General features: G+C 64.7%; 25 protein-coding genes and 1 pseudogene. 8 read left to right on the forward strand and 18 right to left on the reverse strand.

All coding sequences use genetic code 11. From position 1 onward, the window contains the following. Positions 1–11: 11 nt before the first annotated feature. A complete protein-coding gene (locus tag M1D32_RS12555) occupies positions 12–1,490 on the reverse strand; it encodes a molybdopterin-dependent oxidoreductase (protein ID WP_458782184.1) in 1,479 nt (492 codons plus the stop codon). A gap of 279 nt (positions 1,491–1,769) precedes the next feature. Here M1D32_RS12555 and moaA point away from each other — a divergent pair, with 279 nt between their 5' ends. From moaA to M1D32_RS12585, 6 genes and pseudogenes are all read left to right on the forward strand, one after another. Continuing rightward, the gene (moaA, locus tag M1D32_RS12560) at positions 1,770–2,900 is read left to right on the forward strand and encodes a GTP 3',8-cyclase MoaA (protein WP_458778985.1); all 1,131 of its coding nucleotides are present in this window, start codon (positions 1,770–1,772) and stop codon (positions 2,898–2,900) included. Between the two features lie 5 nt (positions 2,901–2,905). Continuing rightward, positions 2,906–3,172, forward strand: a complete 267-nt coding sequence (locus tag M1D32_RS12565) for a MoaD/ThiS family protein (RefSeq protein ID WP_458778986.1) — start codon at positions 2,906–2,908, stop codon at positions 3,170–3,172. A gap of 123 nt (positions 3,173–3,295) precedes the next feature. Continuing rightward, entirely contained in the window at positions 3,296–3,934 is a 639-nt protein-coding gene (locus tag M1D32_RS12570; protein ID WP_458778987.1) for a hypothetical protein, read from the forward strand. A 202-nt stretch (positions 3,935–4,136) separates the two neighbouring features. After that, entirely contained in the window at positions 4,137–5,363 is a 1,227-nt protein-coding gene (locus M1D32_RS12575) for an IS110 family RNA-guided transposase (RefSeq protein WP_458778988.1), read from the forward strand. Between the two features lie 305 nt (positions 5,364–5,668). After that, a complete protein-coding gene (locus M1D32_RS12580; protein WP_458778989.1) occupies positions 5,669–5,974 on the forward strand; it encodes a hypothetical protein in 306 nt (101 codons plus the stop codon). Between the two features lie 94 nt (positions 5,975–6,068). Next, a pseudogene (locus tag M1D32_RS12585) lies at positions 6,069–7,166 on the forward strand (HNH endonuclease signature motif containing protein); the annotation flags it as partial. Between the two features lie 35 nt (positions 7,167–7,201). On the opposite strand, the gene M1D32_RS12590 reads toward M1D32_RS12585, so the two are convergent. From M1D32_RS12590 to truB, 10 genes are all read right to left on the reverse strand, one after another. Continuing rightward, positions 7,202–7,708, reverse strand: coding sequence for a DUF1579 domain-containing protein (locus M1D32_RS12590; protein WP_458778990.1), 507 nt, complete (start codon positions 7,706–7,708; stop codon positions 7,202–7,204). Positions 7,709–7,747: 39 nt separating this feature from the next. Beyond that, positions 7,748–9,091 (reverse strand): M16 family metallopeptidase, encoded by a 1,344-nt coding sequence (locus tag M1D32_RS12595; protein WP_458778991.1) that lies wholly within the window; start codon positions 9,089–9,091, stop codon positions 7,748–7,750. A 112-nt stretch (positions 9,092–9,203) separates the two neighbouring features. Beyond that, on the reverse strand, positions 9,204–11,465 hold the full coding sequence (locus tag M1D32_RS12600) for a polyribonucleotide nucleotidyltransferase (RefSeq protein WP_458782185.1): 2,262 nt from the start codon (positions 11,463–11,465) through the stop codon (positions 9,204–9,206). A 243-nt stretch (positions 11,466–11,708) separates the two neighbouring features. Beyond that, the gene (rpsO, locus tag M1D32_RS12605) at positions 11,709–11,978 is read right to left on the reverse strand and encodes a 30S ribosomal protein S15 (RefSeq protein WP_458778992.1); all 270 of its coding nucleotides are present in this window, start codon (positions 11,976–11,978) and stop codon (positions 11,709–11,711) included. Positions 11,979–12,193: 215 nt separating this feature from the next. Beyond that, positions 12,194–13,462: a kynureninase gene (locus M1D32_RS12610; protein WP_458778993.1), complete on the reverse strand. Its 1,269-nt coding sequence runs from the start codon at positions 13,460–13,462 to the stop codon at positions 12,194–12,196. Beyond that, complete coding sequence (kynA, locus tag M1D32_RS12615; protein ID WP_458778994.1) at positions 13,459–14,313, reverse strand: tryptophan 2,3-dioxygenase; 855 nt, start codon at positions 14,311–14,313, stop codon at positions 13,459–13,461. Before kynA ends, M1D32_RS12610 begins: the two co-directional genes overlap by 4 nt. A gap of 25 nt (positions 14,314–14,338) precedes the next feature. Continuing rightward, positions 14,339–15,322 carry a bifunctional riboflavin kinase/FAD synthetase gene (locus M1D32_RS12620; protein ID WP_458778995.1) on the reverse strand — a complete coding sequence of 328 codons (984 nt, stop codon included), beginning with the start codon at positions 15,320–15,322 and terminating at the stop codon, positions 14,339–14,341. A gap of 135 nt (positions 15,323–15,457) precedes the next feature. After that, a complete protein-coding gene (locus M1D32_RS12625) occupies positions 15,458–15,922 on the reverse strand; it encodes a hypothetical protein (RefSeq protein WP_458778996.1) in 465 nt (154 codons plus the stop codon). Positions 15,923–15,941: 19 nt separating this feature from the next. Further along, positions 15,942–16,295: a hypothetical protein gene (locus tag M1D32_RS12630; RefSeq protein ID WP_458778997.1), complete on the reverse strand. Its 354-nt coding sequence runs from the start codon at positions 16,293–16,295 to the stop codon at positions 15,942–15,944. Between the two features lie 2 nt (positions 16,296–16,297). Then, positions 16,298–17,233, reverse strand: coding sequence for a tRNA pseudouridine(55) synthase TruB (gene truB, locus M1D32_RS12635; protein ID WP_458778998.1), 936 nt, complete (start codon positions 17,231–17,233; stop codon positions 16,298–16,300). 100 nt (positions 17,234–17,333) lie between these two features. Here truB and M1D32_RS12640 point away from each other — a divergent pair, with 100 nt between their 5' ends. Further along, positions 17,334–18,497 (forward strand): pyridoxal phosphate-dependent aminotransferase, encoded by a 1,164-nt coding sequence (locus M1D32_RS12640; RefSeq protein WP_458778999.1) that lies wholly within the window; start codon positions 17,334–17,336, stop codon positions 18,495–18,497. Positions 18,498–18,516: 19 nt separating this feature from the next. Here the strand turns inward: M1D32_RS12640 and trxA are convergent, their stop codons facing one another. Beyond that, on the reverse strand, positions 18,517–18,954 hold the full coding sequence (trxA, locus tag M1D32_RS12645) for a thioredoxin (protein ID WP_458779000.1): 438 nt from the start codon (positions 18,952–18,954) through the stop codon (positions 18,517–18,519). 2 nt (positions 18,955–18,956) lie between these two features. Beyond that, positions 18,957–19,445: a nucleoside deaminase gene (locus M1D32_RS12650; RefSeq protein ID WP_458779001.1), complete on the reverse strand. Its 489-nt coding sequence runs from the start codon at positions 19,443–19,445 to the stop codon at positions 18,957–18,959. Positions 19,446–19,621: 176 nt separating this feature from the next. Between M1D32_RS12650 and M1D32_RS12655 the strand changes: the two genes are divergently transcribed. Then, a complete protein-coding gene (locus M1D32_RS12655; protein WP_458779002.1) occupies positions 19,622–20,740 on the forward strand; it encodes a ScyD/ScyE family protein in 1,119 nt (372 codons plus the stop codon). A 71-nt stretch (positions 20,741–20,811) separates the two neighbouring features. On the opposite strand, the gene rbfA is transcribed toward M1D32_RS12655, so the two are convergent. From rbfA to M1D32_RS12680, 5 genes are all read right to left on the reverse strand, one after another. Further along, the gene (gene rbfA / locus M1D32_RS12660) at positions 20,812–21,324 is read right to left on the reverse strand and encodes a 30S ribosome-binding factor RbfA (RefSeq protein WP_458779003.1); all 513 of its coding nucleotides are present in this window, start codon (positions 21,322–21,324) and stop codon (positions 20,812–20,814) included. 236 nt (positions 21,325–21,560) lie between these two features. After that, positions 21,561–24,494: a translation initiation factor IF-2 gene (gene infB / locus M1D32_RS12665; protein ID WP_458779004.1), complete on the reverse strand. Its 2,934-nt coding sequence runs from the start codon at positions 24,492–24,494 to the stop codon at positions 21,561–21,563. A 152-nt stretch (positions 24,495–24,646) separates the two neighbouring features. Then, on the reverse strand, positions 24,647–24,988 hold the full coding sequence (locus M1D32_RS12670; RefSeq protein ID WP_458779005.1) for a YlxR family protein: 342 nt from the start codon (positions 24,986–24,988) through the stop codon (positions 24,647–24,649). Positions 24,989–25,191: 203 nt separating this feature from the next. Then, positions 25,192–26,172 carry a transcription termination factor NusA gene (nusA, locus tag M1D32_RS12675; RefSeq protein WP_458779006.1) on the reverse strand — a complete coding sequence of 327 codons (981 nt, stop codon included), beginning with the start codon at positions 26,170–26,172 and terminating at the stop codon, positions 25,192–25,194. After that, on the reverse strand, positions 26,172–26,780 hold the full coding sequence (locus M1D32_RS12680; protein WP_458779007.1) for a ribosome maturation factor RimP: 609 nt from the start codon (positions 26,778–26,780) through the stop codon (positions 26,172–26,174). Before M1D32_RS12680 ends, nusA begins: the two co-directional genes overlap by 1 nt. Positions 26,781–26,886 lie beyond the last annotated feature (106 nt).

The following is a 26,886-nucleotide window of genomic DNA, read 5'->3' on the forward strand; positions in this document are numbered from 1 at the left end:
TTCGGTAGCCGTCAGGGTTTCACATCCACTCTAATCGTGTGGAACCCGGTGGCTCCGTCCGGGGCGACAGGCCGGCTCTCCTCAACCTGGGTGTTGCCAGCCAGGTCCGTGGCGCGCACCTGGAGTTCGTACTGGCCTTCCGCAAGTTCCAAGCCCAGTTTCCATTGGTACCAGGTGTCCAGCGAGATGCCTTCGGCCAGCTCCGCACGTTGCCACGGGCCACGGTTCACCCGGAGCTCCACCTTGTCGACGCCAGTGTGCTGTGCCCACGCGATGCCGCCGACCATCACCGTTCCCGCGTTCACCGGCCGGCCATTTCGTGGCACATCGATCCGGGAGGACGTTTTGATCGGGCCCCGCTCCGACCAGCCCCTGGGAGTCCAGTAGGCGACGTCGTCGACGAACCTGGTGACCTTGAGCCCGGTGACCCATTTGGTCGCCGACACATAGCCGTACAGTCCGGGCACTACCAGCCGCACGGGGAATCCGTGCTCAAGGGGTAGCGGCTCGCCATTCATTCCGACGGCGAGCAGCGCATCCCGGCCGTCCCTGAGCACCTCAAGGGGCGTGCCTGCGGTCCAGCCGTCCACACTTCGTGAAAGCACCATGTCCGCGCCTGGCCGTGGCCCGGCGAGGCTGAGCAGTTCGCGAACCGGCCAGCCCAGCCAGCGGGCATTGCCAATAAGGTCTCCCCCCACATTGTTGGACACGCAGGCGATGGTCACGTGGCGCTCAACCAGGGGCTTGGCCAGGAGTTCGGCGAAGGTCAACTCCACCTCCCTTTCCACCATGCCGGTGACTTTCAGGACCCACGTGTCCGGGTCGACGGCGGGAACTGTCAGCGCTGTGTCGATGCGGTAGAAGTCGGCGTTGGGGGTGACGAGCGGTTGCATGCCGTCCACCTCCGCCTCCGCCGTCGGCGGAATGGCCGGCGCCGGCGATGCAGGGACAGGCAGCGTCACGAGGCTGCGGGCTTCGCTCGCGACAGCGGTGGCACGGCGCCATGCCGCCGCCAGCGCACCGCCGAGGACGGTGAATGCGGCCCCGCCTGCCAGGACCTGCAGGAAGCGACGGCGGGCCGGCGCTTCCGGGGCCGCGGACTCCGCTCCCGTCTTTCCCCATGTCTGCAGCCGGCGAATCAGGAACCTGAGCAGCACTCCGGCAGCGGCTGCGGTGAGTACTGGCAGCATGGTCGCGTTAAGGGTGGCCTGGGCGCGGGTCAGGACGGCCACCAGGCCAACGAGTCCAAAGACGGCGATCACGGCGGCGCCCATGAAACGGCGGCGGTATTCCACCACCCCGGCCAGCGCGGCCAGGGACGCCATGACCAGAGCCATCCCGGCCAGGAGAGCCGCTTTGTCGGCAGTACCGAACACCGTCACGGCCCAGTCCTTGACGCCGGGAGGAACGGCATCGATGACGGCGCCGCCAACAGCAGTCAGCGGCGACAATGACGGACTGAACAAACCCGCCAACAGCTCCCCGAGCATCACGGCACTGCCCACCGCAACGGCCCCTGCGGCCGCCGCCCACCGCCCGTTCAGGCGTGGTTGTGACTGATGCGGCAGCGAACTCTGCGCAGGCTCCCGCAGCCTGGTCCCGCCGTCGTCCGGTGCCTGCCTTGGCTGCGAGCTGTCCACACCTCCAGCATAGGTTCGCGGAGTACACGTGGCGCCGGCCGTGCCATGGATTCGGCCCGGGTATTTTCTTGCCGCCCTTCACGCCGTCACGGGTGTGATGCACAGCCCAACGTGGCGTAGCCTGAATTCATGAGCGTCCAGCTAGGCATGCCCCAGCCGCGGGAGGAAGAAGCAGCTTCCCTGCCGCCGGTTCCCGCTGCCCGCCCTGCTGATGCTCCGGCGGGGCTGGCGGACCGTTATGGGCGCCGCGCCACGGACATGAGGCTGTCGCTGACGGACAAATGCAACCTGCGCTGCACCTACTGCATGCCCGCTGAGGGCCTGGAGTGGCTGGCGAAACAGGCTGTCATGTCGGCGGAGGAAATCGTCCGGATTGTCCGCATTGGCGTGGAGCAGTTGGGAGTCCGGGAACTGCGCCTTACGGGCGGCGAACCGCTGGTGCGGCACGACCTGGTGGACATCATCGCAGCGCTTCGCGGCAACCACCCCAACCTGCCCATCTCCATGACCACCAACGCCGTTGGCCTGGCCAAAAAAGCAGCGCCGCTGAAGGCGGCAGGGCTGACCCGCATCAACGTGTCACTTGACTCCCTGCATGAGGAAACCTTCACCCAACTGACGCGCAGGCCGTTCCTGAACCAGGTGCTGGCCGGGGTGGACGCAGCCTGGGCAGCGGGACTCGGCCCGGTCAAGCTCAACGCGGTACTGATGCGCGGGATCAACGACGCCGAGGCGCCCTCGCTGCTCGCCTGGGCGCTGGGACGCGGCTACGAACTGCGTTTCATCGAGCAGATGCCGCTGGACGCGGACCATGGCTGGACGCGGCGGAACATGATCACGGCCGCCGAAATCCGCGACTTACTCTCCACTGATTTTGTCCTAAGCGCTGATCCCCGCGCGCGTGACGGGGCACCGGCGGAGCGCTTTGAAGTACGACGGCGGGTGGCCGGGTCCGCTGATGGCGCTGCCGGCCCTGTGCTGGGAACCGTGGGCATTATCGCGTCAGTCACCGAACCGTTCTGCTCAGACTGCCGCAGGACGCGGATTACGGCAGAGGGCAAAATCATGAGCTGCCTCTTCTCCCGGGAAGAATTCGACCTGCTGGGCCTCCTGCGTTCGGGGGCAAACGACGACGCCCTTGCCCAGCGGTGGCAGGATGCGATGTGGATCAAACCTAAGGCTCACGGAATGGACCACGTGGGACTTGATGCTCCGGACTTCGTCCAGCCGGACCGCAGCATGAGCGCCATCGGGGGCTGAATCTCTTGAACGTACGATACTTCGCTGCCGCGCGCGCTGCGGCAGGGGTGGAGGAAGAGCGCTTCGACCTGGCGCCGGGCTCCACTGTTGCTCACCTGCTGGAGACGGTTCTGGCGGTGCAGCGCCCCGAGCCTCCTGCCGGCACTCCCCCGCTGCCCCGCATCCTGTCCCGAAGCAGCTTCCTGCTAAATGAAGTTGCCGTGCGGGACCATTCCGTTGTCCTGAACACAAATGACGTGGTGGATGTGTTGCCTCCCTTCGCCGGGGGCTAGGAGCGCCTTCCCTCTTGCGTGGCAGCCCGCCCGCAATTCGTTTACGAGGCAGCATCCCCTCAGAATGTCAGTGCCTCCGTAGATGATGTTCATATGGGACATGGCGTGGATGGAACAGCAGCAATGGAGGGCATTCAGGCCTCTGTTGTTGCCCTCCAGGCGCTGTTCCTCGAGGACGCATCTCTGGAAGCTGCAGCGGCAGCCGCTGCCGGGGTTGATGTCCTGCAGCGCGGGTACGAGCTCCGCTTGGACCGGATGGCTGTGGTGTCACGCTTGGAAGCAAAGCTCGCTGCCCTCAAGGCCCGGGACGCATCCGAATCCATCGAACTGCAACACGCCATGACCCCGCCAGAGGCACCCGTGCACGAGCGGACCTATGCCGGGATGTCCGCGGTTGAAGAAATCGCGGGCGTCTTGACAATAAGCTCCGCCGCAGCAGGGGCACTCGTCACCCAGTCCCGGCAACTGTGCTCCCTGCCGCTTGCCATGGACGCCCTGTCCTCGGGAACCATCTCGTGGCAGCACGCGAAGATCATCGCCGACGAAACCGACAACCTGGACCCCGCCGGCGCCGCCAACCTGGTCGCCCATTTTCTGGACCCGGACGCCCCCAACCCCGCCCGCGGCGCCGCCGCCGGTCACCTGGTCCCCACCCGGTTCCGGGCCAAAGTCCGCAACTGGCGCGAACGCCACCACCCCGAATCCCTCGAAAAACGCCATACCAAAAACGGTAATACTGGAACAGTCCTTGAGCCGGCGTGACCCAGCCAAAAATTGACGTACCAGGCGGCACTGTCTTCCCGACGATCTGTCCGCCGGCTCAAGGTCCGCTAAAAGGGGTGTCGAGCCAGGCGGACATGACCTCATAGGAGCCTGATACGACCAGTCCCATTACCGTTTTGTCTGCCCACCTGGCCCGCGCCCGATCAATCAGCATTCGACGCGACTGAGGGGCAAATCCATCTTGGCAAGCGAACCAACAAAAGTCATCGCGGGCATCGACACGCACGCTGACACACACCACGTAGCCGTCATCAACGAACACGGCAAACCCCTCGCGGACAAGGAATTTCTGGCCGTAGGATCCGGGTACCGGAAAATCGTCGACTTCATCACCTCCTACGGCACAGTCACCGCCGTAGGGGTCGAAGGAACCGGCTCCTACGGCGCCGAACTCGCCCGAACCCTCCGGGGTGAAGGACTGACCGTGCTGGAGGTAAACCGCCCGAACCGGGCAGCCCGCCGACTCAAGGGGAAGTCCGACCCGCTGGACGCATACCAGGCTGCTAAGTCGGTACTTGAGGGACGGACGAAGGCGATCCCAAAGGCCAAGGACGGCCCGGTTGAATGCCTGCGGATCCTACGTTCCGGGCGTGCATCAGCAATCAAAGCCCGGACTGCGGCCATAAACCAGATCAAGGCGCTCCTTGTTTCTGCCCCGGACAAGATCCGGGCGAAATACCGGGCGCTGGCCACCTCCGAGCTGATTCCTGCGCTGCAGCGCACGAGACCTTCAGGCCATATGGCCGATCCCGAGTACGTGACTCTTCTGACGCTCAAGGCGTTGGCAGCCCGGTGCCAGTCGCTGGGATCAGAAATCGAGGCTGCTGATGCGGCATTGAAGGAAATCCTAGATAGCTATGCGCCGATGCTTTGTGATCTCCCGGGAGTCGGGACTGAAGTAGCCAGCCAGCTTTTAATCACCTTCGGGGACAATCCTGACCGTCTGGGGAACGAGGCCCAGTTCGCTTCACTCGTCGGCGTCGCCCCGGTACCAGCCTCATCCGGCAAGACAACCCGCCACCGGCTCAGCAGGGGCGGCGATCGCAGCGCCAACAATGCCTTGCATCAGGTGGTCCTGGTTCGCATGGGCTCGTGCCAGCGGACCAAGGATTACGTGGCCAAACGCACGACCGAGGGCAAGAGCAAACGCGAAATCATGCGCTGCCTCAAACGCTACGCAGCCCGGGAGATCTACCGCCAAATCACTAACCCCCAGCCGGCGCCTGACATCTCCGACCTCCGCCGCATGCGGACCGAACTCGGGCTCACCATCACGACCGTAGCCGGCGAACTTGGCCAATGGGTTTCCATCATTTCGCGTCTGGAACGAGGTCTTCTCCGCAACGACATTCTTGCCGCAGCCTATCGCCAATGGCTGACCCAGCAAGCAGTCAGAATCTCGATTTGATTACCCAGAGCTTGACTGCTTCAAGCCCACTCACGTCGCTGCTGGCCTGCCCATAATCTTCATCGGCCCTTTGGATCAACAGCTCGGAAGCGGTCGTGCGGTCCCAGCATTAAGGACGCCTGAGGGGACGATCAGGACCCCGTTAGCTGGAAACTGATTTAAGAGTCCGCTGTGCCAGGTTGCTGTACTCTCACAGCAAGGGTGAGACCTGAATGGGGGACGTCATTAGAACTATCCGGCTCCTTAGGCGTCTATTCTCAGAAATGCCTGAGCCTGCGAGGACCTTTGAGCGGTGGGGGTTTTCCTTGTTTGCCGCTACTTTTCTCATCGGTGCGATAACCCGTCTGGGCTGGGTGATGCTCGTGGGCACGGGCGCAGCAGGGGTTTTCCTTGCTCTGTTCGGCTGGTGCGTTTTCCGGGATTCCAACGGTGCAGCAAGCGCTTGGTCAAGGTTTTACAGAGAAAGCAAGGGCATTGCACCGGACGGGTTCACTCTGGCCGATGTTCCAACGCTTAAAGGTATGGGGTTCTGCTACATGCTGATGGGGGCAACTTTTGTGATCGTAGCGATTGCAGGAGGCGTGGCCAGCATCATCCGTCAAATTGGCTAGGCCAAGGAATGCCGCTGATAATGACCGACGATTTACGACGCTTCCCATACATCCGCTCCTAGATCACACTCAATTTGACGGCTATAGGAGCATCGTCGCCGACCGGAGGGTGGAATACAGCCCCGACCGCGACGGCATGGCCTGGATCTCGGCCTGCCTCCCCGCCCACGAGGGCTTAGCCATGTGGAACAGGATCACCGCACTGGCCCGCGGCGCCCAGGGACCGAACGGAAACCGCACCCTCACCCAACTCCGGGCCGACATCCTCGCCCACCTGCTCCTCAGCGCAGCACCGTCCCTAAACCCCGCCCCGGAAACCAGCGAACACACCACCAAAAACACCTCTGACGACGGTCCCGACGACGCGATCGGGCTGGCATCCCTGGCGGCAACAAACAGTGAAGCAACAGAGACCGAAGCAACAAGCACCGGCCAGCACGACGCCGCAGGCCCTGCCGGCGACAAGGAATTCGCGGACATCGCCACAGTCCCGGTCCCGCACGCCCAGGTCCTGGTCACCGTCCCGGTGTTCGCACTGCTGGGCCTCATCGACGAACCCGCGATACTGGACGGCTACGGCCCGATCCCCGCCTCGATGGCGAGGAAACTCCTCGCCGACGGCGCCAACTCCTTCCACCGGGTCCTGGTGGATCCGAGGGACGGGGCACCACTGGAAATCGGACGGACCAGCTACCGGCTCACCAAAGCCATGAAGCACGCACTGCGGCTGAGGGACGGAAAATGCACCTTCCCCGGCTGCAACAACAACTCCCTGGACAACGACACCGACCACCTCCAAGCCTGGCACCACGGCGGAACCACCGGAATCAGCAACCTGGCCCAACTCTGCCCCGAGCACCACCGCCTCAAACACCACGGCACCTGGACACCCACAACGGCAACCAAGAACGAGCCACCCGGCTGGAATTCACCCACCGGCCGGCACTACAACAGCGAACACCCCGACTGGGAACCACCAATGTGGCCGCCCGGATTCCGGCCAGCGGAACTGTCCGGGTTCGTGCCGCCGGAACCTCCGCCTGAAGAGCCACCGCATGAAGAGCCACCCAGCGAAAATCTTGTGGATCCGGCCGACCTGCCAGCTGACGACAGTTTGTGGGATGACTTCTATGCCATGCCCCTTGTGCTGCCGGCCGACCCCTTAACAGCCAAGGGCCTGCTGCACTTCTGACATGGCGTGACCGGGCGAGGCAGGCGTTGCAAACCTCAGCTTCTCTGAAACCTTGAGGTCATGAACGGAACATAGGCCGAGCCATTCCCGTCGGCCCCACCGCCGGATTCCTGCCCCGCGGCCGTGTTTCCACGGGTGCGAAGCTCTGTCACATGGGTGAGCACGCCCCCGTCGACGCTCAGTGTATGACGGGTCCATCCGGCGCTGCCCCGGCGTTCCACCCGGAGGGCGCCGTCGTGCCAGGTGCAGCGCGCCGGGGCGCCCGGAACCGGGCTCGCGTTGTCCACGTAGTACCAGAAAACGTTTCGGTGATCCGTATCCAGAGTGAAAACTCCGTGGCCTTCGAAATGCGTCCCGTCCGGTTCCAGATGCCGATAACTCTGCACCACCGCGAAACCGCCGGCGACCGGCATGTATGTCACTTCCGCGTCAACGGAGCGTTCCGGTCCCCATGGGCCAGCGGCGAACCGGGTACTTCCTTGCCAGTGGCCGAGGAAACGCGCCAAGGCTCCAGGACCGCGGTCGGGTGGGGTTTGTTCCACAGTCCCGCACCTCCCGCGCTAAGACCTGCCCTCGGCGGGTCAGAGTCCGAACGTTTCCGTCTCCTCAAAGGGCCCGACGACGGTCACCGTCCGGGGTGCCGCTGCCAGTTCCGCGGCAAGGTCCTGGACCTGTTCTGCCGTGACGGCCTTGATCAGCCTGAGCGTTTCGTCAATGTCCTGGTATTCGCCGGAAACGAGTTCTGCCCGGCCCAGCCGCGACATGCGCGATCCCGTATCCTCCAAGGCCAGGACGATTCCGCCGCCCAGCTGGCCAACAGCCTTCCGAAGTTCGTCCTCGGTAATCCCGTGCTCTGCCAGCTTGTCCAGTTCCTCGCCGAGCAGGTCCAGGACCTGGCGCACCTTTGACGGCGTGCAGCCCGCGTACATGCCGAAGTAGCCGGCGTCGGCGTAGGAGGAAGCGAAAGAGTAGGTGGAGTACACCAGGCCGCGCTTCTCGCGGATTTCCTGGAACAGGCGCGACGACATGCCTCCGCCAAGCACGGCGTTCAGGACACTCATGACGTAGCGCCGTTCGTCCGTTGCAACGATCGTGGGGCAGCCCATGATGATGTTTGCCTGCTCTACGGCGCGCTTAACCACGTGGAGGCCTGCCGTCCCCGTGATCAGGGCCCGGTCGGTGGAACGCCTCTCCACAGGAGCAGCGTCGGCCTTCAGCGACCACCCTGCAGACTCAAGGGCGTCCACGACGAGGTTGCAGACGACGTCGTGCTCGAGGCCGCCCGCAGCAGTGATCACGAGCTCGTCGGGCCGGTAATACCGCTGGTAGTGCTCCCATACGGAGTCCCGCGCCACAGCCTTGATGGCGTCCGGGGTACCGCCGATGGGGCGGCCCAGGGGATGGTTGCCCAGGACTGCTGACACAAAGTGTTCGTGCGCTACGTCTGTGGGGTCATCGCTGTCCATGGCGATTTCCTCGAGGATGACGTCCCGTTCCTGCTCCATTTCTGCCGGGTCCAGGACGGCTCCGGTGATCATGTCCGCGATGACGTCGATGGCCATGGGCAGGTCGGAATCCAGGACCCGCGCGAAATAGCACGTGCTTTCCTTGGCCGTGGCCGCGTTTGACTCGCCGCCCACCTCATCAAAGGCCGAAGCGATCTCCAGGGCTGTACGGCGCCTGGTTCCCTTGAACAGAAGATGCTCCAGGAAGTGTGTGGAACCGTGCTGGCCCGGGGCTTCGTCGCGGGACCCGACGCCCACCCAGAAACCGATGGTGGCCGACCTCTGGCCGGGCATTGCCTCCGTCAGCACCCGCACTCCCCCGGGCAGCACCGAACGCCGGACTTCGGAGCCGCCGTCGGAACCGTGGACCAGGGTGTCGCCGCGGTGGTTCTGCTCTAGAGGCAGGGGTACAACAGTCATTGAGGCCTTTCAAAAGGGCAGCCGGGATCTGGCTGCCATCGTAACAGCGGCGGGGCCGGTGGATCATCCACCGGCCCCGCCGATCATGCTTGTGTGCCGGAAACCGGAACTGTTAGACGTCAGCGCCTTCAGCAGGTTCCGTGGTGTGGGCGCGTTCGGTCTCGACCTCGGCGCCTTCTTCCTCGGCAACGACCGGGGCGAGCGAGAGCTTTCCACGGTCATCGATCTTGGTGATTTCCACCTGGACCTTCTGGCCCACCGAGACAACGTCGTCGACGTTGTCCACGCGCTTGCCGTTGGCCAGCTTCCGCAGCTCGGAGATGTGCAGGAGGCCGTCCTTGCCCGGGGTCAGCGATACGAAGGCACCGAAGGTGGTGGTCTTGACGACCGTACCCAGGTAACGCTCGCCGATTTCCGGGACCTGCGGGTTCGCGATGGCGTTGATGGCGGAGCGTGCTGCATCTGCAGACGGGCCGTCGGTGGCGCCAATGTAGACCGTGCCGTCGTCCTCAATGGAGATGTCGGCGCCGGTGTCTTCCTGGATCTGGTTGATCATCTTGCCCTTGGGGCCAATGACCTCGCCGATCTTGTCCACGGGGATCTTCACGGCGATGACGCGCGGTGCGAACTCGGAGAGCTCGTCCGGGGTGTCGATGGCCGAGTCCATGACCTCGAGGATGTGCAGGCGTGCTTCGCGGGCCTGCTTCAGGGCTGCTGCCAGCACCGAAGCGGGGATGCCGTCGAGCTTGGTGTCCAGCTGGATGGCCGTGACGAACTCGGAGGTACCGGCAACCTTGAAGTCCATGTCGCCGAAGGCGTCTTCGGCGCCAAGGATGTCAGTCAGTGCCGCGTAGCGGGTCTGGCCGTCCACCTGGTCGGAGACCAGGCCCATGGCAATACCGGCGACGGCGGCCTTCAGGGGCACACCGGCGTTCAGCATGGAGAGGGTGGAGGCGCAGACAGAACCCATCGACGTCGAACCGTTGGAGCTGAGCGCCTCGGATACCTGGCGGATGGCGTACGGGAACTCCTCGCGGGACGGCAGGACCGGCACGAGGGCCCGCTCTGCCAGGGCACCGTGGCCGATTTCGCGGCGCTTGGGCGAGCCCACGCGGCCGGTCTCACCGGTTGAGTACGGCGGGAAGTTGTAGTTGTGCATGTAGCGCTTGGTCTTGACCGGCGACAGCGAGTCGATCTGCTGTTCCATCTTCAGCATGTTCAGCGTGGTGACACCCATGATCTGGGTTTCGCCGCGCTCGAAGATGGCTGAACCGTGGACGCGGGGCAGGACCTCTACCTCGGCGGTGAGCTGGCGGATGTCCGTCAGGCCGCGGCCGTCGATGCGGACCTGGTCCTTGAGGATGCGCTGGCGCACGACGTGCTTGGTGACCGAGCGGAATGCTGCGGACACTTCCTTGTCACGGCCTTCGAACTGCTCGGCCAGGGTGGCGGAAACCTCGTCCTTCAGGGCGTCCGAAGCGTCATTGCGCTCCTGCTTGTCCGCAATCTGGAAGACAGCAGCCAGCTTTTCAGCGGCAGCTGACTCAACAGCGGCGTAGACGTCGTCTTCGTAGTCGAGGAAGACGGGGAACTCAACGGTGGGCTTGGCTGCACGGGCGGCCAGGTCAGCCTGCGCCTCGCACAGCGCCTTGATGAACGGCTTTGCAGCCTCGAGGCCCTCGGAAACAACCTCTTCGGTGGGGGCGGTGGCGCCCTGTTCCTTGATGAGGTTCCAGGAGTTGTCGGTGGCTTCGGCTTCGACCATCATAATGGCGACGTCGTCCCCGGCGATCCGGCCGGCTACCACCATGTTGAAGACGGAGTTTTCCAGCTGGGAGTGCTTGGGGAAAGCAACCCACTGTGATCCGTTTTCGTCGGCAACCAGGGCAACGCGCACGCCGCCGATGGGGCCGGAGAACGGCAGGCCGGAAAGCTGGGTGGACATCGAGGAGGCGTTGATGGCCACCACGTCGTACAGCTCGTCCGGGTTGATCGCCAGGACGGTGACCACGATCTGGACCTCGTTGCGCAGTCCCTTGATGAAGGCCGGGCGCAGCGGGCGGTCCATCAGGCGGCAGGCCAAGATGGCTTCGGTGGACGGGCGTCCCTCACGGCGGAAGAACGAGCCCGGGATGCGGCCGGCAGCGTACATACGCTCTTCGACGTCGACCGTCAGCGGGAAGAAGTCAAAGCCTTCACGCGGGTGCTTGCCGGCGGTGGTGGCGGACAGCAGGGCGGTGTCATCGTCGATGTACACCATTGCTGCGCCGGCTGCCTGCTTGGCAAGGCGGCCGGTTTCGAAGCGGATTACGCGCTTGCCAAAACGGCCATTGTCAATAATTGCTTCTGAGAACTGGATTTCGGGACCCTCCAAGAGAGTCACCTCCGTTTCTGTTTTACGGAAGTCCAGCCGCATCAACCCAGCCCAGCATCTGTCTACTGGCCCTGCACCCGGTCATCGATCGAGACCCACGGGCCGGGGCTTCAGTCAACGAAGCCGTTCCCGGGGATCACTACCGAGGACCGCGAATGCGTGATGCGGTTGATCCTCCTGTTTAGTTTTTCATTTGAAGGAGGCGGCCCGTTCCGTGGTGGAAAGGGCCGCCCCTAATTCCGACTAGCGGCGCAGGCCGAGGCGCTCGATGAGCGAACGGTAGCGGGCGATGTCGGTCTTCTTGAGGTAGCTCAGCATGCGCTTACGACGACCAACCATGGCCAGCAGACCGCGCTGGGTGTGGTAATCGTGCTTGTGCTCCTTCATGTGCTCAGTCAGATCCTTGATCCGCTGGGTCAGGACAGCAACCTGGACCTCCGGTGAACCGGTGTCGCCTTCTGTGGTTGCGTATTCCTTGATGATGGACTGCTTTACAGCGGCTTCAAGTGCCACAATAACTCCTAGGGATGTGCCGTGAGGGCCCAGGTCAGTAACTCACTGCCGGGTCTGCCGCCGCGGCTGGTCCGGGAAACCCGGACAGTGCCACAGACAACAGGAACCAGCCGCCACGGACTGCAGCCGGATCCATCCCCCAGTTTACCGGCCCCCGCCCAATCTTGTCGAAACAGGCAAGCCTTGCCACAGCTGCTGGGCAAAGCGGCCCGCCCCTACTGTGGCAGCTGCCCGCGGATCGCCGCCATCCCGTGCAGGACCTCCGCAAAGCTGGTGCTCAGCGGCGAGAGTCCCACCCGAATGCCGTGCGGGGCACGGAAGTCCGGGATGACGTCCCCGTCCCACAAAGAGGCCACGGAATCCTTGGCGAAACCGGGGTGGTCCAGCGTGATGTGGCTGCCACGGTCCCCTGGCTCCCGCGGCGAGGCGAGTTCCACGCCCAAGGGCGCCAGCCAGGCTTCGAAAATCTCGATGGCGAAGGCTGTCAGCTTCACCGATTTCTCCCGGATGGCAGCCATCGTTGCTTTCTCGATGAGGTCCAGCGTGCCCTGCATGGCCAGCATGCCGAAAATCGCCGGAGTGCCGCTGAGGAAGCCACGGATGCCGGCAGCCGGCTCGTAGCCGGAGGCCATCTCGAAGGCATCCTTGCGGCCCATCCACCCCCAGATCGGCTGGTTGAGCGAGGCGAGGTGGCGGTGGTTGACGTAAGCGAAAGCGGGTGATCCCGGCCCGCCGTTGAGGTATTTGTAGGTGCAGCCGGCCGCGAAGTCCACGCCGGCATCGTCCAGGGCGATCTCAACCGACCCGGCAGAATGGCAAAGGTCCCACACCACTAACGCCCCGGCGTCGTGCACTGCTGCGGTGATCCCCGGCAGGTCGGCCAGATGGCCGGAACGGTAGGCGATGTGGCTAAGGAGTACGACGGCGGTGCGCGGCCCTGCCGCTTCCCTCACCTGGTCCACGGTCACGCCGCCCGCGGGATCCGTTTCGATCCAGCGGAGCGTCAGTCCTTCCTCGAGGGCGATGCCCTCCACGAGGTAACGGTCGGTGGGGAAGTTCCCGGTGTCCAGAACGAGTTCGTTGCGGTCCGGGTCTGTCACGGCCGCCAACGCGGCGCGGATCAGTTTGTACAGCACCACGGTGGTGGAGTCTGCGATGATCGTCTGCCCGGGGGCCGCGCCAAGCACTGCCCGGCCGAGCTGGTCGCCGATGTCGTGGGGCAGGTCAAGCCAATCCTCGTCCCAGCCCCGGATCAGGCGGCCGCCCCAGCTGTCCCGGATGAAAGCGCTGATGTCCTCTGCCGTCCGCTTGAGAGGCCGGCCCAGGGAGTTGCCGTCCAGGTAGGACAACGGCGTGTCTGTGCCGATGAACTGGCTGCGGTAACCGGCCAGCGGATCCTGCCGGTCCAGCTCTGCCGCGCGGTGCTGCAGTGCCGCTTCTGTGTCCTCTGGGTTTCCCACCATGGGATGCTGCTGCGTGCTCATTGGCCGATCTCCGTCCTGACGGCGAATAGCTCCGGGAAAAAGGTCAGTTCGAGGGCCTTCTGCAGGAACGCGGCTCCGCTGGAGCCGCCCGTCCCGGCTTTCATGCCGATGGTCCGCTGCACGGTGCGCAAATGCCGGAAGCGCCACAGCTGGAAGTTGTCCTCCAGGTCCACAAGTTCCTCGCAGGCCTCATAAGCGCCCCAGTTGTCCGCTGCATTCTCGTATATGTGCTTAAAGAGCGGTACCAGTTCAGGAGTGAATTCGTGCGCCTGGGTGACGTCCCGTCCGAGCACGGCCGGGGGCACCTCGAATCCCTGCCGTGCCAGGTAGGCGAGGAATTCGTCGTAGATGCTGGGCGCGTTGAGCAGCTGCTCCAGCATGGCGTGGGCCTCCGGGTCCGACTCGAACACCGGAAGCATTTTGCGGTTCTTGTTCCCGAGAATGAACTCGACGGCCCGGTACTGGCTCGACTGGAAGCCGGAGGAATTTCCCAGGAAGGCGCGGAACTGCGAGTACTCTGTGGGGGTAAGCGTGGCCAGCACGGACCACTGCTCGGTGAGGGTTTTCTGGATGTGCTTCACGCGGGCGATGCCCTTGAGCGCGGAGCCGAGGTCGTCGGCACGCAGCCAGCCGGCGGTGCTCCGCAGTTCATGCAGCACCAGCTTGAGCCACAGCTCGGTGGTCTGGTGCTGGATGATGAAGAGCATCTCATCATGGTGCTCCGGTTGGCTGACGGGCAGCTGTGCGCTCAGCAGGGTTGGCAGCTGGAGGTAGGAGGCGTAGCTCATCCGCGAGCTGAAATCACGGACAATACCTTCGTCCAGTTTCCTGGTGTTCTTCTCAACGGACACGGTATTGCCTTTCCCTGCGGATGGTTCAGCGCCTGGCCAGGAGGTCGTGGGCCTGGACCACATCGAGCCGCATCTGGTCTACCAGCGCCTCAGGCCCACGGTATGCCACCATCCCCCTGAGCCGGGCCACAAATTCAACAACTACTGTCTGGCCGTACAGATCGAAGTCCTCCACCGCTTCGTGGGGCCGATCAATCACGTGGGCTTCGACCTGCCTGCTCACGCCGTCGAACGTGGGATTCGAGCCTACGGAAATGGCCGCAGGCCAGCGCGTTCCGGCCTGGTCCACGAGCCAGCCGGCGTAAATGCCGTCCGCCGGGATGAGTCCGCTGGCGTTGCTGGCGAGGTTAGCTGTTGGAAATCCGAGGGCACGGCCGCGGGCGGCACCGTGGACAACTTCGCCCCGCATCCGGTGGGCCCGGCCCAGGACTGCCGCCGCTGTGGCGACATCGCCTTCCTGGAGGGCCTCCCGGACCCAGGTGGAGGAGCAGCGGCGGTCCGTGCCGTCGTCGTCATGGAGCGGGTAGCCCTCGGAGCCGAACTCGCTGATGACCTGGACCTCGAACCCGAACTTCCCGCCGAGCGCCTTCATGGTGTCCAGGTCGCCGGAGTTTCCGCGGCCGAACCGGGCGTCGTGCCCGATCACAACGTGGCTGGCGTGAAGGCAGTTGACCAGGAACTGCTCCACGAATTCTTCAGCGGTGAGGCTGGCGAGGTCCAGGGAGTACTTCATGACCAGGATGGCGTCCAGGCCCAACTCCCCCAGCGCTTCCAGCTTGTCATGCAGCCCCATGATCAGCTCGGGCGCAGATTCCGGGCGGTGGACCAGAGCCGGGTGGGGGTCGAAGGTGATTGCTACCGACCTGGACCGGTTAAGGCGGGCTGTGCGGATCAGCTGGGACAGCACCTGTTGGTGGCCGCGGTGAACTCCGTCGAAGTTCCCAAAGGTGACAACAGATGGGCCGAAGTCCGCCGGGACCTCGGACGGATCGTTCCAGATGTAGACCATCACCCTCGCCTTTTACTGCCTGCACATTTCGACGTTCCAGACCCTGCCGGCCGCGGAACTCTCTAAAGATTACCCGTATTTACCCGGGCAACTTTGCCAGGCTGTCCGGGGGGAACCTGCCCGGCGGGGCCGACATCAGGCGTTGCGTGCCGGCCGCCGCCGGTACAGCCAGACCAGGCCCAGGATGGGCAGCAGCAAGGGAATGAACGCATAGCCGCGGCCGAAAAGGGACCATACCGTCTCGTGCGGGAAAGCAACCGGGTCAAAGACACTCAGTGCCCCCACAACGAGTACGCCGACCAGTTCCACCAGGACGGCTGCCACCGAAACCTTGAACCACGCGCTGCCGGCCCTGGCAAGGGAGACCGTGGCGATGACGTAGACCAGCGCGGCGAACGCGGACAGCAGGTACGCCAGCGGTGCCTCGGAAAACTTGGTGAGGATCTGGTAGCCGGCGCGGGCGGAGGCGGAAATGGCGAAGACCGCATAAACGGCGATCAGCAGGCGTCCGGGTCCCGTATTGCGGGTGTTGCCACCACCGGTTCCGTTCGCGCTTGAGCCCTTCGTGGTGTGGGGGACGGCGGAGTGCTGGTCTTTCACGTTGCGTACTTCTTCCACTTCAGTACCAGATCTGGTTCATTCGGGCGGCCATCACCAGCGCGGTGACACCTACGGCGGCCAGGACAAAGTTGCTCCACCGCGTGCGTTCCAGGATGGACCAGTAGACGGCGGCGGGCGGCAGGAGCATGGCCGTTGCCAGGTAGCCCCAGAATTCCCAAGCCTCCCCGGCGATAGGCTCACCGGCGATGACCCGGACGACGGATCCCACCAGGTACACCAGGAGCGCCACCTCGACGGCGGCGACCGAAAGGATGGTGACGTCGTTCGGCGCTTTCTTCAGGATCCCGGCCAGCAGGCAGATCCCACTGGACAGGAGCCCGACCACCAGGATGATGTAGAAATAGGCGTCCACCCTTAGGCCACCCCGGAGGCGCCGGCACCGGGGCCGCTGCCCGGTGCAAAGACCAGGACCGGTTTGGCGAAGCTGCCGGAGTCCGCAAGCAGTGCCACCAGGCTTCCGTCCGGGGCAAAGGCTGCTGCGGGATGTTCTGCGGTGGCTGCGGCAGGGCTGCCGGGGGCAGCACCGGCAGCGATGCGACGGCCAAAGGATATTTCCGTGGTTTCCTCGGGGCTGAGCTCGCGGTTGGGCATCAGCGCGCGGGCTGCCTCGGACATTTCCAGGACATTGAGCTCTTCCGCGAGCTGTTCGAGCGTGCGCGCCTGCTCCAGGGAGTAAGGCCCTACATGGGTCCGCCGGAGGGCAGTGAGGTGTCCGCCGACGCCCAGGGTGTTGCCGAGGTCCCGGGCCAGGGCGCGGATGTAGGTCCCGGAGGAGCACTCCACCGTAACGTCCAGGTCCACGACGTCGGCCGTGGCGTCCCTGCTGATGCTGTGCACCTCAAACCGGTGGATGGTCACCGGACGGGAAGCGAGCGTGACCTCTTCGCCGGAGCGGACCCGGGCATAGGCTCGTTCGCCGTTGACCTTGATGGCACTGACGCTGCTGGGAACCTGCTGGATCTGCCCGGTAAGGGCTGCAACGGCGTCGTGAATTGCCTGCTCGCCCACGGCGGAAGTGCCGGCTGTGGCAGTGACGTCACCTTCGGCGTCATCCGTGACGGTCGACTGCCCCAGACGGATGGTGGCGGTATAGGTCTTGGAGGTGCCCACAATGTAAGTGAGCAGCCGGGTGGCTTTGTTGATGCCCACGACCAGGACGCCGGTTGCCATCGGATCGAGGGTGCCGGCGTGCCCCACTTTCCGGGTACCGGCAAGGCGCCGCATCCGGCCAACCACATCATGGCTGGTCCATCCCTGCGGCTTGTCCACTATCACCAGTCCAGAAAGCACGCTTCCCAGTATATCGGCGCTGGTCGTGGCACCCCGCCCACCTCCCGGGGCGCGGGGAGCATCATCAGCGGCTGAAGACCCGCCGGTTAGGATGGCAGGCATGCCTGAGCTTGCCGCCCACGTCCGCAACGTCCCCGTCAACCAGATCCGGGAGATCACCGAAGCGGCCTGGCGTACCCCCGGCGCCTTGGTCCTCAGCATCGGCGAACCCGGCTTCCCGCTCCCCCGCCATGTCCTCGACGCCGGAATCGCCTGCCTGGACCGGGACGAAACCAACTACACCCCCAATGCCGGCATCCCGGCCTTGCGGGAGGCATTTGCCGCGAGGTTCCGGGAGCAGCAGGGCTGCGATGTGGGCGCCGACAGGGTGTATGTAGTAGACGGCGCCCAGCAGGGCCTGCATTTTGCCATGAGCCTGCTGCTCTCCCCCGGGGATGAAATCCTGATTCCCAACCCGGGCTATCCGACGTTCGCCATGACCAGCCGCCTCCTGAACGCTGTTCCCGTGGGTTACCCGCTCTACCCTGACCACGGCTTCCAGCCCAGGACCGGGGACATCGAGGCACTCATCACGGACCGGACCCGGGTGCTGGTCCTGAACTCCCCCTCCAACCCGTTGGGCGCGGTCCTCAGCGAAGACCTGACCAGGGAACTCGTGGCCCTGGCCCGCCGGCACGACCTGTGGGTGATCTCGGACGAATGCTACGAAGCGTTCACGTACGACGTTCCGCATGTGAGCCCGGCAAGGTTCGACGGCGACCTGCCGGGCGAGGCCCGCGTCTTCACCTCGCTGACCCTCTCCAAGACGTACGGCCTCACGGGGCTTCGGATCGGAGCGCTGGTGTGCCCGCCTGGCCTGGAGCAGAAGATGAACAACGTGATGGAGTCCATCGTCTCGTGCGTGGCGTCGCCGTCGCAGTACGCTGCGCTTGCTGCCCTTACCGGCCCGCAGGATTACGTCCGGCATGCCCACGAGCACTACCGGACCAACCGGGACGCGGCATCCGCCGTGCTCGATGCCAAAGGTATTCCATACTTGAAGGCTGACGGCGCGTTCTATCTTTGGGCCGATTTATCCCACGTCAGCGGCGGGGACGTCCGCGGGTGGGTGCGGCGCTTCCTTGCGGATTCGGGCGTTGCGCTTGCCCCGGGGACGGCCTTTGGTTCCATCGGCGAGGGCTGGGTGCGGATCGCGCTGTGCGGCAAGCGGCAGGAACTGCTGGATGGCCTGGCCAGGCTGCCGGAACGGGTTGCAGGCAGGTAATTGCGGAAGGACCGCTGCCTTAGCTGCGGGTTCCGGATAGGGCCCCGTCCAGCCACCTGCGCAGAACGTCCGCCGGGGCAGCACCTGCCTGCCGTGCAGCCACCTTGCCGTCTACGATAACCATCAGGGTGGGAATGGCCTGCACATCAAACCTCCGGGACAAGCCCGGCGACTTGTCCACGTCCACCTTCACCAGTTTGACGTCGCCCGCACGTTCATGGGCCAGCTTGTCCAGGACGGGGCTGACCCTGCGGCAAGGCCCGCACCAGGCGGCCCAGAAGTCCACCAGGGCAGGTACCGGTGACCGCTCGGCTACCGCGGCAAAATCCGCGTCCCCTGCGTTCACGATCCATAGCAGGCCGCTGCGGCAACTGCCGCAGCGGGGCCTGCCGGCAGCTGTGGCGGGGATGCGGTTGGTCTTTCCGCAGTGCGGGCATTTGACGAGGGTGGCTTCCATGCCTAGTAGTCTTTCCTGCTCTTATGGGCGCCCCATGCCTGGAAAGGAGCGTCCGGCGACGGAACGTCACCCCTGCTGACCGGCAACAGTTCCGGGCGCGTCCCCGAAAAGTAATCGTAGAAGACGGCGTCATCAAAACCGGCAGAAGCGGCACCGTACCGGTCCGCTGCGAAATAGACGCGGTCTATCCGCGCCCAAAGGGCAGAGGCGAGGCACAGCGGACAGGGTTCGCAGCTGGTGTAGAGGACCGCGCCGTGCAGGTCGAAGCTCCGGATCGCGGCAGCCGCCGTACGGATTGCCACCACCTCGGCGTGGGCTGTGGGGTCGTTGTCGCGGGTGACGCGGTTGACGCCCTCGTGTACCCGCCCGTCCCGCGTCACAACCAGCGCACCGAACGGTCCGCCCCCGTCTGCGACGTTGCGGGTGGCGAGGGCCACGGCGCGTTCAAGGTAATGCGTGGCATCGTCGTGGTTGTGGTCCGCCTGTGTCATAGCTCGATCCTAGCCAAGGGGCTCACGTTAGGGAGCCAAATAGGGGGCGGAATAGGGGGAAATCCCGGCGACATTCTTGGCCGGCAGGCATAATCTGGCGCCGGGGGTTTTCCGAAATTTCGCCTCCCTCGAGGCTCCTTATCCGGCCCATTCAGGGCGCCAAACCGGAGTACCTAATGAAGAAAAAACTCACTATCATCGCCTGCGTGGCGGCGGCCGCAGTTGTGGCACCGGCCAGCCCGTCCACCGCTTCCGACCGGCAACCCGAGGCGAAGGAAATTGTAGGCGGGCTTGTCTCACCGCTGCACCTGGCGATCGGTACAAACAGATCCGTGTACGTGACGCAGGACTTCGCGGGCAAACTTAGCCGTGTCGACAGGGACGGCATGGTCACTGACATTTACCAGGCTGCTGCTGGTTGGGGCGTAGCGGGCGTAGAAACCCGGGGCGCCACGACGTTCTTCCTTGAAACCGCCGGCGCGGGGTCCAGTGACCCTGCCGCCCTCCAGGGTTTTCTGAAGGCGATCAGTCCGCGGGGAGATGTCAGGACGATTGCGGATCTCGCCGGGCATGAGCGGAAGTACAACCCCGATGCGGGCCAGCGGTACGGGTTCGGGCCGGATGCGAGCAGTAAGTGCCTGGAGCAGGCAGCAGCAATAAAAGATGCGCCGCCGGCACGGTACACCGGGGCCCTGGACTCGAACGCTTACGCCACTGCCGTCCAAGGCAACACTGCTTACGTGGCCGACGCGGGAGCAAACGCTATCTTGAAGGTCAACCTCCACTCCGGCGCCGTCAGCACGCTGGCGGTTCTGCCTCCCCGACCATCAGTCCTCACGGTACAAGCTGCCGCCGCTCTGGGCGCTCCAGACTGTGCAAACTTCACGTACGCTTTCGAACCCGTTCCGACTGACGTGGAGATCGGCCCGGATGGCCGGCTGTACGTGACATCGCTTCCGGGTGGACCTGAAGTCCCTGGTTTGGGCGCACGCGGCGCCGTCTTTAAGGTCAACGCATGGACCGGCCACACCAGGCTCTGGGTGGATGGAATCCTCAGTGCAACGGGCTTGGCCGTGGCGAACACGGGTGACGTTTATGTCGCCTCGCTGTTCGGCAACGAGATCCTGAAGTTCAGCGCCTGGAAGGGCCACCGCACAGTGTTCCTTACAGTGCCCGCGCCGGCCGATGTAGAAATCCAGGGTCGAACACTGTACGCGACGGTCGACGCCGTCAACCTGACCGCCCCACCGCCTCCCCCCGCGGAAGGCCGGGTGATAAAGGCCGACATCAGGTAGCGTCACGCCAATTTTCCTGGGTAGCAGAAGCCCCGGACCGCATTTGCGGTCCGGGGCTTTTGCTGTGCTTACTACTGCTTGTTGCCGTCCTCGTCGAGTTCCTCGTCGTCAGTGACGTCGAAGTCCTCTTCATCAAAATCGTCGTCGTCGATGTCCACGTCGTCGGACGCATCGCTCCGGTAGGGATCGGCGTCCCCCGCGTGCCGGGCCTGGGCAGCCAGGGCGGCCACTTCGGCGTCGCGCTTCTTGGCCTCCCGGAGCAGCTCCTCGAGGTTGGACGCGATAACGGGAATCTCATCGGAGACAAATTCGAGGGTGGGAGTCAGCCGAATGCTCAGGTTGCGCCCCACCTCCTGCCGAAGCACACCCTTTGCCTTCTCCAGGCCCTTGGCAGCATCAGCCTGAACGGCCTGGTCGCCAAAAACGGTGTAGTAAAGGGTGGCATGCTGCAGATCATTCGTCACCCGGGCATCGGTAACAGTAATGCCCTCCAGCCGAGGATCCTTAACCTTCCGGCCCAGGGCCTCAGCAACAACAACCTTAATCCGCTGCGCCAACTTGGCAGCACGTGCCGGATCAGCCATGAAAACTCCTAGATAGAGACAGAAAAATTGGAAGGCGCAAAGGTGCCGTTAGCACCTGACGCGCGCAGCGATTGAGGGGGCCCGGGAGTGGCATCGGGCCTGCCGGAGACGGACGGCCAACGATCGTAGATCGCTGGCCGTCCGTCGTAGGGGCGGGGCCCCCTCAATCGCGAAGTGCTTGGGCGGGGCCGCCGGAAAAACCCAACGGCCCCGCACCTTTGTAGCGCTAGCCCAGACTAGACGCGCGGCTTCTCACGCATCTCGAAGGTCTCGATGATGTCGCCTTCGGTGATGTCGTTGTACGAGCCAAGACCGATACCACACTCGAAGTCCGTGCGGACCTCGGTGGCGTCGTCCTTGAAGCGCTTGAGCGTCTCAACGGTGAGGTTGTCACCGATGATCTTGCCGTCGCGGCTGATGCGTGCCTTCGTGTTGCGTCGGATAACACCCGAGCGAACGATGGAACCGGCGATGTTTCCGAACTTGGAGGAACGGAAGACTTCGCGGACCTCGGCGGTGCCCAGCTGGAATTCTTCGTATTCCGGCTTGAGCATGCCCTTGAGCGCCATCTCGATGTCATCAATTGCGGAGTAGATGACGGAGTAGAAGCGCATGTCCACGCCTTCGCGGTCGGCCAGCTCGGCAACCCGCTCGGCCGGCTTGACGTTGAAGCCAATGATGACGGCACTGTCCACCGTCGCCAGGTTGACGTCGTTCTGCGTGATGGCACCAACACCGCGGTGGATGACGCGCAGCTGCACGCCTTCGCCGACGTCGATCTTGAGCAGGGCGTCTTCGAGGGCTTCCACGGCACCGGACACGTCACCCTTGAGGATGAGGTTGAGGGTGTCGATCTTGCCATCGGCCACTGCCTGGTCGAAGTCTTCCAGGCTGATGCGCTTGCGGCGCTTGGCCAGGGCGGCGTTGCGGTCGGCTGCTTCACGCTTCTCGGCGATCTGGCGGGCGGTGCGCTCGTCAGCGGTCACGAAGAAGGTGTCACCTGCACGCGGCACGTTGGACAGACCCAGCACCTGGACGGGGCGGGACGGGCCGGCCTCGGTCAGGGCGCTGCCGTCGTCGTCGAACATCGCACGGACGCGTCCGTGGGCGGTGCCTGCAACGATGGTGTCGCCGACACGCAGCGAGCCGGACTGCACCAGGACGGTGGCCACGGAACCGCGGCCCTTGTCCAGGTTGGCTTCGATGGCGATACCGCGGGCGTCCTTGTTCGGGTTGGCGCGCATGTCCAGGGCAGCGTCCGCGGTGAGCAGGACTGCCTCGAGCAGCTCGTCGATGTTGAGGTTCTGGCGTGCAGAGACCTCCACGAACATGGTGTCGCCACCGTATTCTTCCGGAACCAGGCCGTACTCGGTCAGCTGGCCGCGGACCTTGTCCGGGTTGGCGCCTTCCTTGTCGATCTTGTTCACTGCCACCACGATCGGCACGTTGGCCGCCTGGGCGTGGTTGAGGGCTTCAACGGTCTGGGGCATTACGCCGTCGTCCGCTGCGACCACCAGGATGGCGATGTCGGTGACCTTCGCACCACGGGCACGCATGGCGGTAAACGCCTCGTGGCCCGGGGTATCGATGAAGGTGATCTTCCGGTCGTTGCCTTCGTGGTTGTGCGTGACCTGGTAGGCACCGATGTGCTGCGTGATACCGCCGTGCTCGCCCGCCATAACGTCGGACTTGCGGATGGCGTCAAGCAGGCGGGTCTTACCGTGGTCCACGTGGCCCATAACGGTGACAACCGGAGGACGTGCCTCGAGGTCTTCGTCGCCTTCGGCCTCGAGCTCGGCTTCGAAGTCGATGTCGAAGGTGGAGAGCAGCTCGCGCTCCTCGTCCTCCGGCGACACAACCTGGAGCTTGTAGCCAAGCTCTTCGCCCAGCAGCGCAAAGGTTTCCTCGTCCAGCGACTGCGTGGCCGTTGCCATTTCACCGAGGTGGAACAGCACGGTTACCAGTGCGGCGGGGTTTGCCTCGATCTTGTCGGCGAAGTCCGTAATGGACGAGCCGCGGCGGAGGCGGATCACAGTGTTGCCGTCGCCGCGGGGCACGCTCACGCCACCCAGCGACGGGGCACTCATCTGCTCAAGTTCCTGGCGCTTTGCGCGCTTCGACTTGCGCTGCTTGCCACGTCCGGCGCCGCCCTTGCCGAAGGCACCCTGGGTGCCGCCGCGTCCGCGGCCGCCCTTGCCAAAGCCACCACCGGCGGGAGCACCGCCACCGGCACCGGGACCACCGGTTCCGGGAGCGCCACCCGGGCGTCCCGGGCCGCGGCCGCCGGCACCCGGACGTCCGGCACCGGCCGGAGCCGGACGTTCAGTGCGGTTGGGCATCATGCCAGGTGTAGGACGGTTTCCACCGGCGCCACCGGGACGCGGTGCGCCGGGGCGGGGGCCGCCGGCACCTGCGGCGGGGCGAGGCCCACCGGCACCTGCTGCGGGACGGGGACCACCGGGACGGGGGCCGCCGGCACCTGCTGCGGGACGGGGACCACCGGGACGGTCGCCGTCGGTACGGCTTCCACCCGGGCGGGGCATGCCCTGGGAGGTGGCAAACGGGTTGTTGCCCGGGCGGGGAGCCCGGTCGCCGTCGCCGCCACGGCCGCGGGGCATGCCCTGGGACGTGGCGAAGGGGTTATTGCCCGGACGGGGACCGCCGGGACGGGGGGCAGAGCCACCCTGTGATCCGCCGGAGCGGGTGGGTGCAGCCGGAGTCTCGGCCTTGGGGGCCGGGCGTGCACCGGGCTTTGCGCCGGTGGACGGAGCAGCGGGAGCAGCGGGAGCAGCCGGAGCTGCGGGCGTGCTGGCTGCCGGTGCCGCGGGGGCGCTGGGTGCCGGTGCGGCAGGGGCGGGTGCCGGTGCAGCCGGAGCTGCGGGGGCAGGTGCCTGTGCCGTGGGGGCCGGAGCCTTCGGAGCTGCCGGACCGGGCGCGGGGGTTGAAGGACGCGCCTCTGCCGCGGGAGCGGTTGCTTTGGGCGCAGCGGCCGGTGCTGATGCCTTGGCAGCAGCATCCGGGAAGGCGTTGCGCAGTTTACGCACAACGGGGGCCTCAATGGTGGAAGAGGCGGAGCGAACGAATTCGCCCAGTTCCTGCAGTTTTGTCACTGCATCTTTGGAAGTAATACCGAGCTCTTTGGCGAGCTCGTGTACGCGGACCTTGGCCACATTTCTCCTGTCTCGGTCCGCACCGAGCCAGGCACGAACCGTCTACTTCTTACTGCGGGCCCAAGCCGCGATTGCTGCAGAAGGGCCCATTGCAGAGCGCAACAAAGTTGTCATCGTTGCGCACTCATCGCTGGGAACTCATCGGGTTTCCATCAGATTTCTGACCCGCTTTCAGGTTGGACGGTTGGTGTTGCAGTTGCCGTGGCTGCAACGTTCGTGCCCGACTTGATCCAGTCTTCGACGGCGGCGGTTCCGGTTGCGCCCGCAAGGGCACGTCCGAAAGCCCGCCGTTTGATCGCCAGAGCCAGGCACGATTCGCTGGGGTGCAGCCATGCACCCCGGCCAGCCATCCGGCGTCGTTCATCCACCAGGACAGCGGATGATCCACTGCCTTCAGCGACGAGCCGGAGTAATTCATTCCGCTTGCCCTTTTTCCGGCAGCCGATGCAGGTACGCTCCGGTTGATTCCCGTTGTGAAGCACTGTCACGGTCATCTTCCTGACGTTCATATCTGCCGGCCCCGGAATGCCTTGCCTCCGCTTTCCAGCGAAAGGGGGCACACTCAGGGCGCACAACTGCCGGCCGTTGGGCGCGGCCTTTACTATTCTAGCCCCTCGGGGCCGTTCTGCCCGAAACCCCGCTGCGGTTCCGGCGTGGCAGCCCTTGGCTGGCAGCCGATCGGTCCCTGTCCGGACAGCTAGTTTGAGCGTGCCGTAGCGGCGTCGGAAACGATGTCGATGCGCCAGCCGGTGAGCTTGGCCGCAAGGCGGGCGTTTTGGCCCTCCTTACCGATGGCCAGTGAAAGCTGGTAATCGGGAACCACCACGCGGGCGGAACGCGTGGCTTCGTCGGTGATGGTGACCGAATTCACCCGTGACGGGGACAGCGCACTGGCAATGAAGGTAGCCGGATTCTCGCTGAAATCGACGATGTCGATCTTTTCGTCATTGAGTTCGGTCATCACTGCCCGGACTCGTGACCCCATTTCACCAATGCACGCACCCTTGGCGTTGATGCCAGGGGTGTTGGCCTTGACGGCAATCTTGGTGCGGTGGCCTGCCTCGCGGGCCAGTGCCACGATCTCCACGGAGCGGTCGGCGATTTCCGGTACTTCCAGTTCGAAGAGTTTCCGGACCAGTCCCGGGTGGGACCGGGAAAGCGTCACGGACGGTCCCTTGTTGCCGCGGTGGACATCGATGACCAGCGCCCGCAGGCGGTTGCCGTGGATGTACTTCTCCCCCGGAACCTGTTCGGGCGGGGGCAGAAGCGCTTCCACGGTGCCGAGGTTGACCTGGACCATGTGCGGGTTGTGGCCCTGCTGGATGGTTCCGGACACCAGTTCGCCTTCACGGCCCTTGAATTCGCCCAGGACGTTGTCGTCCTCGACGTCGCGCAACCGCTGCAGGATGATCTGGCGGGCGGTGCTGGCGGCAATGCGGCCGAACCCCTCCGGGGTGTGCTCGAACTCGCCAATGGGGGCGCCGTCGTCGTCAATTTCCACGGCCCAGATGGTCACGTGTCCACTCTTGCGGTCCAGTTCCGCCCGGGCCTTCTCGAAGGCGCCGGGCGACTTGTGGTAGGCCACCAGGAGCGCCTGCTCGATGGTGGGGATCAGGAGGTCCAGCGGGATTTCACGCTCACGCTCCAGAAGTCTCAGTGCGCTCATGTCAATATCCATCAGGCCTCCTCAGAAGGTCCATTGTGTTCAGGTTCCAGACCGTCCTCGTTGAGGTGGCTGAATTCGATCTCGACTTTTCCGCTGCGGATCCTGTCGAAAGGAAGCTTTACGGGATCGCCTTGCTTAGGCTTCATTCCCTTTTTGACCGCAATCTCGGGCACAAGCGTCACGCCGGAGCCGTCCACTGATGTGATGCGGCCCATGATGTTGTCGCCCTGGACGACGTTGACCTTGACCATCCGGCCTTTGGCCCGGTGCCAGTGGCGGGGTTCTGTCAACGGCCGGCCTACTCCGGGTGACGAGACTTCGAGGTCGTAGGGGCGGCCGTCGTCGGCGGGATCATTGTCCAGCACGTCGGACAGGACCTTGGAGATGTCGGCGATGACGTCAAGGCTCACCCCGCCCGTCTCCTCCTGCGGGAGGTCCACTACTACGTGGACCACCCGGTGCGAACCGGGGACGATCACCACATCCTCCAGGTACAGGCGGTTGGCCTGGACCGCGGGTTCAAGGAGCGCCCTGAGCCGTGCAGCTTCCGGATTGTGTGCGGCGTCAGCCTTACCCGTTCCGGTATGGTCTGATGAAGCCGTGGCTTCTGCATTGCTCACGATGCCGGCCGCCTCCCGATAGATGATGTTGTGTGTACTAGCGTAGCTATTTTACGCGTTCATTGGTGCACGCCGATCCCCCCGCGGCGTGACACCATGGTCTGTT

Source organism: Arthrobacter sp. D3-16, from assembly GCF_054408515.1.